We start from the raw sequence: 13,001 nt of genomic DNA on the forward strand, positions 1-13,001 counted from the left end.
TTTTCCTTGTCGTCAGATCGTCAAAACAGTGAGGACGCCCAGCGTGAAGACGACGGCGACCAGATTGAGGGCGGTGAGGATGGAGATCAGCTTGACCATCTTGCGGAAGCGGTCCTGCGCCGTATCGGCAAGGCGGGCGGCTTCCTGCATGGCTGACAGACGTTCCCGCACGGCATCGGTCAGGGCTTCATTCTTGAAGTCCTCGATGGCGGCTGTGACATCATTGGTGAAGGTTTCTGCCTGTGCCTGGATGATCCCCGACAGGGTCCGGTTATGCTGATCGATCAGGCGGCGATGCTCGTCGAGCACGACCTTGTGGATGGTATAGATCATCAGCACCGGATCACCGTCCTCGACGGTGACCTGATGGACCTTCCACAAATGGGTGCGCAGCTCTTCGATGCTGTCCATGGTCAGGGGCGGCGGCGGAGCCTCATCAAGAACATTGGCCATTACAGCACCGCCTGTTCCATGGCAGCGCCAATGCTGCGCCAGGTCATCATGAGGCGCTGGCGTGACATCAGGGGAAAGTCTGCATGGCTGCCTGCCTCATCGAAGGTCAGGCGGGCACGCATCATCTGCTCGATGTCATGGCCAAAGGTTTCTTTGCGGACCTCTGGTAGACGTACCAGCGCGTGAATGCGGTTCTTGTTTTTCTTGTAAAGCCCTGAATGCTCAAAGCTCTCGACTTCGCCAGAGGCATTCTTGCGTTCAATCCGCCCGAAATACTCATTGAGCCAAACGACGACCGGAATATCGGGAACGCTTTGCAAAACCTGATGCAGGCCCTGCATGGTGTCATTGAGCGCCTGGCCACCTGTCAGGATCGTATGAAGCCGGACTTCATGACCGGCATCGGCCAGCATCTGCAGAGCCTGTGCTTCAACCATATAGCCTAGTAGCGGCAGGAAGGTGCTGGCCCCGTTATCAATGACGACAACCCCGTCTTCCGGGCCGGTCATGATCTGTTCGATCAGGGCATCGAAATAGCGCGGGTTGATCTCGTCAGGACGTTCGCCCAGGCGAATGGTTTCGACGGGGAATGCCTTGTATCCGGCAAAGGTCTGATTGACCGGATCGGTGTCATAGCAGTGAAGCGGGGTGTCGCGTTTGAGGTAATGCTGTGCGAGCAGGCTTGCGACAAACGACTTGCCGACCCCGCCCTTGCCCTGAAGGGTAAGATTAATCAACGCCATCGGCGATAACTCCATCTGAAATGATAATTTTGATGCCCAGCACATGGGCGAGGCGGAAAACATGCGCAGCAGGCAGATCCGTTCGGCCTGCTTCAAAGTCGCGATAGGTGCGTTCGCACACGCCAATGCGCTCGCCTGCACCAGCTTGGGTGAGACGTTTGGACTGACGGGCTTGCCGCAGGCGGGTGTGGAGGGTGAGGTAGTCGGATTGCCAAGCGCTCATTGGCTCTCTTCCTCATCTGCCGGTTCACCGTTCCAGATACGGTTAAACTCGGTTTGCTCCTTAGGCTTGAGGGTAGGAAGAGAGCTCGTGGCTTGATTGTCGGTTGGTAGATGTGCCCGCGTGGAAGGCATGCTGGTTTGGAGGGGAGGGCTCTTTTTAACCGAGCTTTTTTGCTGATGATGCTCAGCGCGGAGCAGTTTCACGCGGCGATAAAACGACCGTCGTGAAATAGTAATCCGCCCATCTGCAGACAACTGATCAAAGATTTGGCGGGCTGAAATGCCCTTCTCAATTTCTGCAAGAATTTCATTTTGCAGAGCGAGTAATTCTATCCTCGCTTGACCCCAAATTCCGGCCATTACAGCATCCCTTGTCGTAAGTGTTAACCACTTGACAAGGATCGGAAATGTATGGTCTCAATTCTGCATCAAAGGCGCAGACAAGGTCTGTGACTTGATTGAGAGAATTGGGTTACAATGAGTGTCCCCGCAACCAACTTTAAGAAAGCCTGCCCTCGTGGCGGGCTTTTTTAATGTCTGGTAGGTGGGAGCGGTCATTTTGAGCCTGTGCCCCTGAAGGGGATGGCTGCGACCACCGGGAGCCCGCGCGCAGACTGCGGAGGTTCCCCCCCAAAAAAAACTGGTAGAAATCCGCTCCCATATCTTTTCCCAAAAAAAGTTCTTGATTTGTTCTTTTATTTAAGGTATAAGAGAAAAGTCAACGGGACAAAAGCGCCCGGACAGAAACCCGCGAGGCCTTGAGCCTTGCGGGTTTTTGCGTTTGGGGCCGGATGAAAGAGGTGATCAGGATGCAGCGGCAAAGATTGAGGCAGGGTGGCGGGGCGATCCGCAGGGCATTGACCGGCGGATGGCGGAGCCGTTACGGCGGGATTCTGCCCAAGGACTAAGGGGACTAACCCGGTCATTTGTCATAACGGGAGAGGTGCGTCTTGTTGGAAAAGGAGCGTTAGATTTGCCGGGAGCGGCAGCAATGGCAGCAGCGGGCAGCGTTGAGCGTGGCCCGACGATGGTGGACCAGTGGGGGCCGTGCGCCCGAAGTGTGTCCGGACCTCGGCGGTTAGCGGAAAGTGCCGTCGTTGCCGAAAGTGACCGGAGCGGGCGGTGAGCCTGAAGACAGTCCGAGGGTGAGGATAGCAGACGCCCGAAATGCGTCTGGGCACCATCGGTTGCCGGAAGAGTCGTGATGGCCGGAGGTGATGGGAGCGGGTCGTGGGCCGAGGTTGCCTGTTGGTGAGGCTGGCGGAGGCCCGAGATGTGTCCGGGGGTCATCGGTTGCCGGAAGAGTCGCCTTGGCCGGGAGTGATCGGAGCGGGCCGTGAGCCCGAGGTGGTCAGTTGGCGAGGATGGTGGAGGCCCGAGGTTTGTCGGGGCTTCATCAATTGCCGGAAATGTCGCGATGGCCGGAGGTGATCGGAGCGGGCGGTGAGCCCGAAGGTCGTCCGTCGGTGAGGATGGAAGACGCCTGAGATGCGTCTGGGCACCATCGGTTGCCGGAAGAGTCGTGATGGCCGGGAGTGATCGGAGCGGGCCGTGAGCCCGAGGTGGTCAGTTGGCGAGGATGGTGGAGGCCCGAGGTTTGTCGGGGCTTCATCGGTTGCCGGAAATGTCGCCATGGCCGGGAGTGACCGGAGCGAGGGGTAAGCCCGAAGGTTGTCTGTTGGCGAGGCTGGCGGAGGCCCGAGATGTGTCCGGGGTTCATCGGTTGCCGGAAGAGTCGCCTTGGCCGGGAGTGACCGGAGCGAGGGGTGAGCCCGAAGGCCGTCTGTTGGCGAGGCTGGCGGAGGCCCGAGGTTTGTCTGGGCTTCATCAATTGCCGGAAATGTCGCGATGGCCGGAGGTGATCGGAGCGGGCCGTGAGCCCGAGGACCGTCCGTCGGTGAGGTTGGGGGAGGCACGGGGGCTGCCCGGACTTCCGGGAGGCGGGACGTCCGGTCTTGGGTTTTGTGTTCTGCCGCCGCATTGGTCATCGGCTGGCGGTTGCCCGGATGTCTTGGTCATGGTTCCGGCGGTAAAGATCATTGACCGAGATGTCATCCGCAGCGTCAGTCCCAGGCCAGGACCAGCCTGGCAGAGAGCCTGTGATCTTTCTCTGTCCGGGCTTCACCAATTGCCGGAAATGTCGCCATGGCCGGGAGTGACCGGAGCGGGCCGTGAGCCCGAAGGTCGTCTGTTGGTGAAGCGGGCTGGGGGCCGAGGTTTGTCGGGGCTTCATCGGTTGCCGGAAATGTCGCCATGGCCGGGAGTGACCGGAGCGAGGGGTAAGCCCGAAGGTTGTCTGTTGGCGAGGCTGTCGGAGGTCCGAGGTTTGTCTGGGCCTCAGTGGTTGCGGTAAGTGCCGCCGTGGCCGAAAGTGACCGGAGCGAGGGTGAGCCTGAAGGTCGTCTGTTGGTGAAGCTGGTGGAGGTCCGTGGTGTGTGTCCGGGGTCTGTGGCTGCCGAAGGAAAGTTCGGTTTTGGGTGGGGGATTTGCGCGTCGGCGTAGCCCGGGCATTTCTGTCAGAACTTCTGATTTGTGCATGCCAAGGCGTGATGGAGCGCCGGATTTTACGGTGCCTTTGCCGTCAAACTGGACCGGGCCACGCACAGCGCCTTTCGCGAGAAACGGATCGAATGTATCAAGGGGGCTGATCTGGCATCCTTTGGCTGTACCCCCAAGATACAGCCAAAGTGATCCCTCTTCGCGGTCGGGAATAAGAAACCAGCCTGCCTTAGGCGGTGTTATGCGTGATCCGGTGCGGATGCGTCAGACCTTTATGCGAAACAGTTTTTCCGCATTTCGGAACGCAATTTTTTCCTTGGCTTCACGGGGCAGATCGACTGCGCGAAACCAGTCGGTGCCCTGCTTCATGTCGGCAAACGGATAATCGGTTCCAAACATCACGCGGTCCACACTGATGTATTTCAGCAAAAGATGAAGCAGTTCATCCTGGAAAAATGCGCTGGTCGTGTACCAGAAATTGTCATTGAAGTACTGGCCGATAGGCTTGTTTAACGAGCCTTCGGTCACATCGCCCAAATCCCCGACGATACGCTCGTAATAGAACGGAAGGCCCTCTCCCATATGGCCGATGATCATCTGCAGTTTGGGGAATCTGTCGAACGTTCCGGTCATGATCAGTCGAAGGCATTGCGTAAGCACCTCCTGGTGCCAGCCATATCCCGAACCACTGAGAATGTAGTCCTGATACTCGTCATTATATCCCGGCCGCGCAATGCGGTAGTAAATGTCGAAGACTTCCTTGGGCGGGAAACCCGGATGCAGGTATATCGGCACCCCCAGTGCTTCGGCACGTGCCAGAAGGGGCTCGAAATCGGGATGGTCGAGAAACTTTTTGCCAATGAAGCCATTGGTCATGGCGCCGACAAAGCCATCCCTGCTAACGGCGCGTTCCAGTTCGTCTGCTGATGCCGCCGGGTCCTGTAGCGGCAGGGTTGCATAGGCCCGGAACCGCCCCGGATAGGTGACCATCGGGCCCGTGGCAATCATCCTGTTGAGGCGATAGGCAAAATCGATGCCTTCCTGACCCGCGAGATCCTGCACGCCCGGCGTATGTGCGGAGAGGATCTGAATATTGATCCCCGCCTGATCCATGGCCCCGATGCGGCCAGGGCCGAGTTCGGCAAGGCCGGTTTCCTTAAGGTATTCCACGTGATCATCGTTAATCGCGTTGAGCGCGATAAGCTCGTCGGTGGTATAGGTTTCTTCGGTGGCAATAAAGGGCAGGTCGTGGTCTCGTAACGCGATGATCGAGGACGCCTCTGTCGCGGCCGCGCGGGAGATCATGGCAGGTGCGGCCAATCCGGCACCAACACCAAGTGCCGCCGCGCCACCCAGAAAGCTGCGGCGTCCGATTGCGAGGCTATGTTGGGGTTTTTCGGTCGGTTTCATGTTAATTTCCAATCCGCTATTGTTGTGTGGGGCAGTTCGGGTGCTGTTTTCGTCATCATGTTGGCGTGAAGGGGGGCTGGCCGCCCGTGTGCGCACCAGACATCGGATCAACGGGCAAAAGAAATGCTCCTTCGGGGGATTGGCACAGGCCGCAAGACCGCAAGGCGGGATAAACAGGACATCTATCCGCGGCTATCAGCCGCCCAGTTGCTTCGGGCTAAACCCACCTAGGGCAGATGGATCAACGGTGTCAGCCATCCCTTTTCCTGCATCAGCTTGATGGCTTCAAATATCGGCCCCGCCGCCAGGAACCACATCGCATCGCGTGTTGTGGTTAAAAACAGTGCCGGTTTGCACAGCAGGTTTTCCTCATCGCGCCAGCGAAACCAGGTCGGGCGAAAGCGCGGGACGGTATTTTGATAGTACCGGAATGCCTTGCCAAAACGTTCCGATAGCAAGGCCTCTTCGTGCGCGACAACATTGCGAAACACCATCCAGCACAGGCCGGCAAACAAACAGCCAAGCACGATACTGCCGGTCTGTGCGCCGACACCGAATGCGCCGATCATGTTGAAAACGTAAAGTGGATTTCGGCAGCTCGAATAAGGCCCGGTGGTGACAAGCTCTGTTTTCTTGCGCCCGCCGATATAAATGGAGCACCAGCCACGCCCGAAGATGCATAGGCCAATCGCAAACAGCCCGGTGGCTTCGATCATGTCGTGAAGCTCGCTCTGGCGCTCCGCCATCGCCTGACTTCCGGCCACAAGAACCAGAAGCACGACAACGCCAATCCGAAGGATACGTTTTCGTCGGCGCTGTATGGTGCGCAGGGCCGTGCCTTCGGGAAGCACCCCCGGCGTCTGGTTTGATGGGTCTTTACGGGCGGAACCGAGTTCGGCCGAACGCGACATGAAATTTACTCCTGCAAGATCAAGCCGCAGAAGTCATATCGTCAGGGGCTGGTTCTGGCGTCCGATACTGCATATCCGGTCGTTCGGGTGGCCCTCCCGGACGTATCGCTGCCGAAATATGCCTTTACCGGGATTGAAGGCGCGTCGTCGGCGATCACTGAACTCGCCGACGAGATTCGGAAATCCATCCTGTAGAATTCCTGATTATTGGTCGGCTGGTGGTGGCCTTTCAGGCCTTTGGCTAACGCCCGAAGTTTGTCAGGGCTTTATCGGTTGCAGACTTGGCAGAGAAATGGACTAAGGCGTTTTTGCGGTTGCGACAGTTTCGAAAGTTGAGTTTTAGCTGAAGCTCAACAACTCTATTAGATGGAGTACGAAGGAGGTGCTACACTTAAAGCGATTAAAGCGTTAAGGGCATATTTGCGGGGGCAGATGGATCGAGAAGTTAAGGCGAAATTACTGGGATCAATTCGTGCTCAGCGCTTGGTTGTCGTCTGTGGAGCTGGTCTATCAATGGCTCCGCCAAGTAGCTTGCCTTCTGCCAATCGCGTATCAGAGGCGTGTTATGAGACTGTTCGGATCAGTATTGATTCAGAGATTCCAGAAAACTTGAAGTTTGATCTTGAAGCTCTTGCAGAACATTTCAAGCAGTCAGGGCAGTTGGAGAAAGTTTTTATCGAGGCGGTAGTGCCTTGGGCGATGTTCGAAACTCAATGGAATCCGGGTCATGCGGCCATCGCAGATTTTTTGATCACAAAAGCAATGGCATCGGGAATTTCTGCAAATTACGACTGCTTGGTCGAGCGTTATGCGCAGAGTTGCCATTACGATTTCAAAGTTGCACTAGATGGCGACGAAGCTAATCTTGCCAACCGTACCCAGTCACCGTTTTTGAAATTTCATGGATGCTCATATAGAGACCGCCCAGCAACTGTTTGGACTCCGTCACAGTTGGGAGATCACATAATCCAGTCACGAATTAACAAAAGCACTAACTGGATGAATGGGCATCTCCGTGAAAAGGACTTGTTGTTTGTCGGCTTCTGGTCGGATTGGGCTTACCTAAACACAATTCTGGAAAATGCGCTTGAAGGTGTATCGCCAAACTCGATAACCGTAATAGATCCAAGCGATATAGGGGAGCTGCAACGAAAGGCCCCCAAACTTTGGGAGCTCTCGCAAAGTCCTGGCGTGGGCTTTAGCCACGTTCAAGAGTCCGGTGCTGACGCGCTAGATGAGTTGCGGCGTGCCTATTCTAAAAGTTACTTGCAGCAGGTGCTAGATGCTGGGCGGGAGGCGTACGTAGATCAATTCGGTGATGAGGCACTCGATTTGAGCCTGCTAGAGCTCAACAGTGAAGAATATTATCACCTTAGAAGGGATGCAGAAGGTGTTGGTGTGTCTGGGCCTGCAAAGTGCTTCGTGCCTGAGCGGTGTGAACAATTAGGCTATTTTCATCTTATATTAAGAGCCGCGGGGGCAGAGCAAACTGCCTTTGGCTATGACTACAATGGAAATGCTATCCGCGTAGTCAATGGTTCAGGGATGATGATGGCTACCCTCAAAAAAAGATATCGTGAGCCTCCCGCTGCCAATCCGTCGGATATGGTAATTGCCGTTGGTGCTCAGGAAACAAGTCTCCCCAATAATGTCGTGCGTGCGGGGAGGGAACAGGATTTTATCAGGCCAGAAGAACCCGCAGGCAAGTGGTTTACAGTAGAGAGAGCCAGAGAGGTTTTGGAGATATGACAGACCTTTCAATAGAAGTTGCAAGAACTTTTCAGGATGCAGGGTATGATACTTGGGAAGTGACAAGTGATCGGGGTAAAATCGTTTGTTTTGAGAATGTTGTGCTGTGCGGTTTTGTTTATTTTTTTGATACTGTTGATGAATTGCTTGGTGAGTGGAAGGAGCGTGAGGAGAGAGTTATTCGGCGTTTTTCTCCCTCTCTTCGGCAGATTGGAGAAAAGGCATGGAATACATATTCTGTATTTCTGACTGCTGATTCAAACCCTTCAGCTTCTTGGGCTATCGGTGCAATTGAAGAAGACTTTCAGCTTACCCGAAAAATTACAAGAATGGGCTTAACTGATAGTGGGAGCGTGAAACAAGCCTTGCTTCCTCTGCTGCCGCTTAGTTCGGCATTAGAGTTGGGTTTAGTGGATTTTGAACAACGGCTTAAGGAACGTTTGAGAAATCTTCCAGATACGGCAGTTGATGCATTGTTCAGAGGAGCAGATGCCCGACGAGTCGCTGACCTGTTGAGGGGGCACAAATGAAACTGTCGTCAATTGAATTCTGCGGATTTCGCGGGTTCCGTGATTTAACTAAGCTAGAATTTGGGTCTGGATTCACGATCATAAATGGTCGCAACGGTGCGGGTAAAAGTACTATCTGCGACGCTGTGGAATTTGTTCTTACAGGTTCCATTAGCAAATATACAATTGAACAAGCAAACAAAGAAAATATCCAAGACTACCTTTGGTGGCGGGGCAAAGGGGAGCCTGATCAGTTCTATGTTAAATTGGAGCTAATAGATGATGGCGGAGAGATAGTCTCGATAACTAGGGACAGAGATCAAGGCTGTAGCAATACGGCTGAAGAGATTGAAAGGATGCTCTGCACTCCGTCTTGTCCAAAGAATGCAATAGAGCAGCTATGCAAAACATCTTTAATTCGCGATGAGCTAATTGCATCATTAAGCATCGATATTTCCGAAACCGAGCGATTTTCATTAGTGAAGTCGGCATTAGGAGTATCGGATGGTGTTAGATTGGCCGAGCACGCGAAAACTGTCATCACTCAAGCAGTTGCAGCTTTAGATCGTGTTAGAGGGACTTATGAAGCGCTTCACGAAAAGGTTTCACGCAAAGTTGCAGAAATAGCTAGCGCAAAAAATGCCTTAAGTAATAATGGAGATTTAGCTCAAGCTATCGAGTTTCTGACCGACAAGATCCAGAGTGAAGATGCCTTGAATCTAAACTCTTTGGTGCAATTAGGGCAGCGTTTAGCTGAGGAACTCAAAAAGAGAATATTCGCACTAGAGAATGTTATTGAACATGCATCTAGTGTTTTTGAGAGTGAGAGAGTTCTTCAATCTGAAGAGATTTTGAAAAGAAGGGCCGCAGTCTCTGAGGACCTAGCAAAAGTTCGAGCCGATACCGTTAAAAAGTCTGAAGTCTTAGAGCAACTACAACTGGCACTTAAACGTGAAGAAGCTGCCAATGCAATGGCGGCCTCACTGGCGCTGTTGGTTGAGCATGGTGAACGACTGGGTTTAAACGGTGAATGTTGTCCGCTTTGCGACGCCAAGCAAAATGAAGCACAATTTGAAGAAGGGGTTGCCGCCGCAAAACTAAGAATAGCAGAGCTTTCTGAGGGAATTCAGCCTGCCCGGACTGCGGTGATTGAAGCCAAAAGTGCGCTGGCGGAGGCTATTGCACAGGTGAATAGAACTGAAAACGCTTGGTCAGAATTGGAAGCAGAACTCAGCGAGTTCGGAAGACAAAAAAGTGAGCTTGATGATAGGCTTTCTGATCTTGGGTTTGCTGTAAGTTCAGAAGTTGAGATAGGTGATATTGTTGAAGCTACTGAAGCAGAGCGGATTAGTTTACATAAGTTAGAAAGTTCAATTGCGGCAATCAAGGTCTCGCAAACAGCAAGCAGTATCTCCAAATTGGAGGCTGAACTAGCTGATCTTATGGTCGAGCGTAATCAGGCCGGTGTATCTGTGGAAGAACATGATCGAGCCGTTACAAACGCGAAGCAAATTGAAAAAGGAATAAGGCGCGTCAGTGCGGAGATTATTGATGAGCGTTTATCTCAGATGAGTCCTTTGCTTAATGAGTTTTACCAGAGACTCAGACCGCACGTGGACTGGAAGAATATTGATTACAGCATTAGAGGCGATGTTCGAAGGTTCTTGTCGTTGCAGGTTGGAGAAGGTCTTAATCCTCAGTTTGTATTTAGCAGCGGCCAAAGGCGTGCAGCCGGTATAGCGTTTCTGCTCTCGGTCTACGTTGCAAGATCATGGGCGAGGTTCAATTCCTTAATTCTGGATGACCCCATCCAGCATATTGATGATTACCGTTCGTTACAGATTGCAGAGGTGCTGTCTGCGCTTAGGTTTGACGGTCATCAAATTGTATGCGCTTTAGAAGATAAAGCTTTGGCTGATTTATTTTGCCGCAGGCTGGTATCTGATGCTTGTTCTGTTGGTGTTCGATACGAAATAGCGGCAATGCCAGAAGGCGTTAGCCAGGTTGTCAAAAAGGAATACATTTATCCACATTCTGGTAGTACGCTAAAGACTGCGCTGAGAGTTGTCGGATAGAAGTAAATGTAGGAACTAAAAAACACCCCCAGCCTCACGACCGGGGGTGTTTCTCGTTCAGAGCCAAAAAGCTCCAATCCAGATCATTTCAAAGGTGTTAAGCCTTTACGCGGCCAGATCAAACCGGTCGGCGTTCATCACTTTGGTCCAGGCCGCGACGAAGTCCTTGACGAACTTCTCGTGGTTGTCGTCCTGGGCGTAGACTTCGGCATAGGCGCGCAGGATTGAGTTGGAGCCAAAGACGAGGTCAACGCGGGTGGCGGTCCATTTGGTTTCGCCGGTTTTGCGATCAACGATGTTGTAAAGGTTGTCGCCCGCCGGTTTCCAGCTATAGGCCATGTCGGTCAGATTGACGAAGAAGTCGGTCGTCAGTTTGCCGACACGGTCGGTAAAGACGCCGTGTTTGGTGCCGCCATGGTTGGTGCCAAGAACGCGCATGCCGCCGACCAGTGCGGTCATTTCCGGTGCGGTCAGGCCCATGAGCTGGGTGCGGTCCAGCATCATTTCTTCGGGCGAGACCACATAATCGTCTTTTTGCCAGTTGCGATAGCCATCGGCCAGCGGTTCGAGCGCATCGAAGCTTGCGGCATCGGTCATTTCGGCCGTCGCATCGCCGCGGCCCGGTGCGAACGGGACGGTGATGTTGACACCGGCATCCTTCGCGGCCTTTTCAACCGCCGCGGTGCCACCGAGCACGATCAGATCGGCAAGGCTTACTTTCTTGGCAAGGCCGGCCTGAATGCCTTCCAGGGTTTTGAGAACCTTGGCGAGGCGTTCGGGCTCGTTCCCGGCCCAGTCCTTTTGCGGGGCCAGACGGATGCGGGCGCCATTGGCACCGCCGCGCATGTCCGATCCGCGATAGGTGCGTGCACTATCCCAAGCGGTGTTGATCAGTTCTGCACTGGTGAGGCCGGATGACAGCAGTTTGGATTTCAGATCGGCGATTTCGGAATCCGAGAGGGTGTAATCGACGCTCGGAATCGGGTCCTGCCAGATCAGGTCTTCCTTGGGCACGTCCGGGCCGACATAGCGGACCTTCGGGCCCATGTCGCGATGGGTCAGTTTGAACCATGCGCGGGCAAAAGTTTCGGAGAAATATTCCGGGTCCTTCATGAATTTCTGGCAGATGGCGTTATAGGTCGGGTCGACCTTCATCGCCATATCGGCATCGGTCATGATCGGTTTGCAGCGGATCGAGGGATCCTCGACATCGACCGGCATGTCTTCTTCCTTGATGTCGGTCGGTTCCCACTGCCATGCGCCAGCCGGGCTTTTTTTCAGCTCCCACTCGTGACCGAACAGCATATCGAACCAGCCCATATCCCATTTGGTCGGGTTGGACGTCCATGCGCCTTCGATGCCCGAAACCATGGTATCGCGGCCAATGCCACGGCCATTGGTTTTCATCCAGCCGATGCCCTGATATTCGACGTCGGCGGCTTCGGGTTCGGGGCTGAGGTCCGAGGGCGAGCCATTGCCGTGCGATTTGCCGATGGTGTGACCGCCGGCGGTAAGGGCCGCGGTTTCCTCGTCATCCATCGCCATGCGGGCGAAGGTTTCGCGGACCTGTGCGGCGGTTTTCATCGGGTCGGGCTGCCCGTTCACGCCTTCGGGGTTTACATAGATCAGGCCCATCTGAACAGCGGCCAGCGGGTTTTGCATGGTGTCGGGGCGGGTGATGTCTTCATAACGGCTGTCGCTTGGTGCCAGCCATTCCTTTTCCGCACCCCAATAGGTGTCCTTTTCCGGGTGCCAGACATCTTCGCGGCCAAAGGCGAAGCCATAGGTTTTAAGACCAGCGACTTCATAGGCAATCGTGCCGGCCAGGATCATCAGATCGGCCCAGGAGATTTTGTTGCCATATTTGCGCTTGATCGGCCAGAGCAGACGGCGGCCCTTGTCGGTGTTGACGTTATCAGGCCAGGAGTTGAGCGGGGCGAAACGCTGGTTGCCGGTGCCACCACCCCCACGGCCATCGGCCAGACGGTAGGAACCGGCGGAATGCCATGCGACACGGGCGAACATGCCAACGTAGCTTCCCCAGTCGGCGGGCCACCATTCCTGGCTTTCATTCATCAGCGCGCGAAGGTCGTTTTTGAGGCCTTCGACGTCGAGCTTTTTAAGCTCCTCGCGGTAGTTGAAATCCTTGCCCAGCGGATTGGTTTTCATGTCGTGCTGATGCAGGATGTCGAAGTTAAGCGCGTTCGGCCACCAATCCATAACCGTGGTGCCCAGTGCGGTCATACCGCCATGCATGACCGGGCATTTCCCTGCTGTGTGTTTTCCGTCCATTTTTCTCTCTCCCGTAATGGCTGGCTGTTCTTGCTTTCCTGACCTGATCAGGTGTCTCTCTCCGGGCGGGTCGTGAGTCGGTCATATTGACCGCAGGAAATTTTGAACATTCTGGTGAACATTTCGGCGTGATGCTTT

10 protein-coding genes are annotated in these 13,001 nt (G+C 54.3%); 3 read left to right on the top strand and 7 right to left on the bottom strand.

The features are described 5' to 3' along the window. Positions 1–12 precede the first annotated feature (12 nt). The 6 genes from TH3_RS00995 to TH3_RS01020 form a co-directional block, all read right to left on the bottom strand. Positions 13–453, bottom strand: a complete 441-nt coding sequence (locus tag TH3_RS00995; RefSeq protein WP_040059405.1) for a hypothetical protein — start codon at positions 451–453, stop codon at positions 13–15. Further along, on the bottom strand, positions 453–1,196 hold the full coding sequence (locus tag TH3_RS01000; protein ID WP_007092568.1) for a P-loop NTPase family protein: 744 nt from the start codon (positions 1,194–1,196) through the stop codon (positions 453–455). Before TH3_RS01000 ends, TH3_RS00995 begins: the two co-directional genes overlap by 1 nt. Continuing rightward, positions 1,183–1,419 (bottom strand): helix-turn-helix transcriptional regulator, encoded by a 237-nt coding sequence (locus TH3_RS01005; protein WP_007092567.1) that lies wholly within the window; start codon positions 1,417–1,419, stop codon positions 1,183–1,185. The genes TH3_RS01000 and TH3_RS01005 overlap by 14 nt, the downstream gene beginning before the upstream one ends. Continuing rightward, entirely contained in the window at positions 1,416–1,778 is a 363-nt protein-coding gene (locus TH3_RS01010; protein ID WP_007092566.1) for a TraK family protein, read from the bottom strand. The genes TH3_RS01005 and TH3_RS01010 overlap by 4 nt, the downstream gene beginning before the upstream one ends. 2,403 nt (positions 1,779–4,181) lie before the next feature. Next, positions 4,182–5,327 (bottom strand): amidohydrolase family protein, encoded by a 1,146-nt coding sequence (locus tag TH3_RS01015; protein WP_007089268.1) that lies wholly within the window; start codon positions 5,325–5,327, stop codon positions 4,182–4,184. 227 nt (positions 5,328–5,554) lie between these two features. After that, on the bottom strand, positions 5,555–6,238 hold the full coding sequence (locus TH3_RS01020; protein ID WP_007089267.1) for a methyltransferase family protein: 684 nt from the start codon (positions 6,236–6,238) through the stop codon (positions 5,555–5,557). 366 nt (positions 6,239–6,604) lie between these two features. Between TH3_RS01020 and TH3_RS01025 the strand changes: the two genes are divergently transcribed. Genes TH3_RS01025 through TH3_RS01035 form a run of 3 tightly spaced genes read left to right on the top strand, consistent with a single transcriptional unit; the run spans position 6,605 to position 10,571 of the window. Then, positions 6,605–7,987, top strand: a complete 1,383-nt coding sequence (locus tag TH3_RS01025; RefSeq protein WP_007089266.1) for an SIR2 family protein — start codon at positions 6,605–6,607, stop codon at positions 7,985–7,987. Continuing rightward, positions 7,984–8,517, top strand: coding sequence for a hypothetical protein (locus TH3_RS01030; protein ID WP_007089265.1), 534 nt, complete (start codon positions 7,984–7,986; stop codon positions 8,515–8,517). The genes TH3_RS01025 and TH3_RS01030 overlap by 4 nt, the downstream gene beginning before the upstream one ends. Beyond that, on the top strand, positions 8,514–10,571 hold the full coding sequence (locus tag TH3_RS01035) for an AAA family ATPase (RefSeq protein ID WP_007089264.1): 2,058 nt from the start codon (positions 8,514–8,516) through the stop codon (positions 10,569–10,571). Before TH3_RS01030 ends, TH3_RS01035 begins: the two co-directional genes overlap by 4 nt. Before the next feature lie 105 nt (positions 10,572–10,676). Here the strand turns inward: TH3_RS01035 and katG are convergent, their stop codons facing one another. Further along, positions 10,677–12,863 (bottom strand): catalase/peroxidase HPI, encoded by a 2,187-nt coding sequence (katG, locus tag TH3_RS01040; protein WP_007089263.1) that lies wholly within the window; start codon positions 12,861–12,863, stop codon positions 10,677–10,679. Between the last annotated feature and the right edge of the window lie 138 nt (positions 12,864–13,001).

It is taken from the genome of Thalassospira xiamenensis M-5 = DSM 17429 (assembly GCF_000300235.2).
GTDB classification, from domain to species: Bacteria; Pseudomonadota; Alphaproteobacteria; order Rhodospirillales; family Thalassospiraceae; genus Thalassospira; species Thalassospira xiamenensis.

What these genes read in the sequence shown, in the direction of transcription:
- TH3_RS00995 (WP_040059405.1), bottom strand. Translation starts at nt 453, where the DNA reads ATGGCCAATGTTCTTGATGAGGCTCCGCCGCCGCCCCTGACCATGGAC.
- TH3_RS01000 (WP_007092568.1), bottom strand. Translation starts at nt 1,196, where the DNA reads ATGGCGTTGATTAATCTTACCCTTCAGGGCAAGGGCGGGGTCGGCAAG.
- TH3_RS01005 (WP_007092567.1), bottom strand. Translation starts at nt 1,419, where the DNA reads ATGAGCGCTTGGCAATCCGACTACCTCACCCTCCACACCCGCCTGCGG.
- TH3_RS01010 (WP_007092566.1), bottom strand. Translation starts at nt 1,778, where the DNA reads ATGGCCGGAATTTGGGGTCAAGCGAGGATAGAATTACTCGCTCTGCAA.
- TH3_RS01015 (WP_007089268.1), bottom strand. Translation starts at nt 5,327, where the DNA reads ATGAAACCGACCGAAAAACCCCAACATAGCCTCGCAATCGGACGCCGC.
- TH3_RS01020 (WP_007089267.1), bottom strand. Translation starts at nt 6,238, where the DNA reads ATGTCGCGTTCGGCCGAACTCGGTTCCGCCCGTAAAGACCCATCAAAC.
- TH3_RS01025 (WP_007089266.1), top strand. Translation starts at nt 6,605, where the DNA reads ATGGAGTACGAAGGAGGTGCTACACTTAAAGCGATTAAAGCGTTAAGG.
- TH3_RS01030 (WP_007089265.1), top strand. Translation starts at nt 7,984, where the DNA reads ATGACAGACCTTTCAATAGAAGTTGCAAGAACTTTTCAGGATGCAGGG.
- TH3_RS01035 (WP_007089264.1), top strand. Translation starts at nt 8,514, where the DNA reads ATGAAACTGTCGTCAATTGAATTCTGCGGATTTCGCGGGTTCCGTGAT.
- katG (WP_007089263.1), bottom strand. Translation starts at nt 12,863, where the DNA reads ATGGACGGAAAACACACAGCAGGGAAATGCCCGGTCATGCATGGCGGT.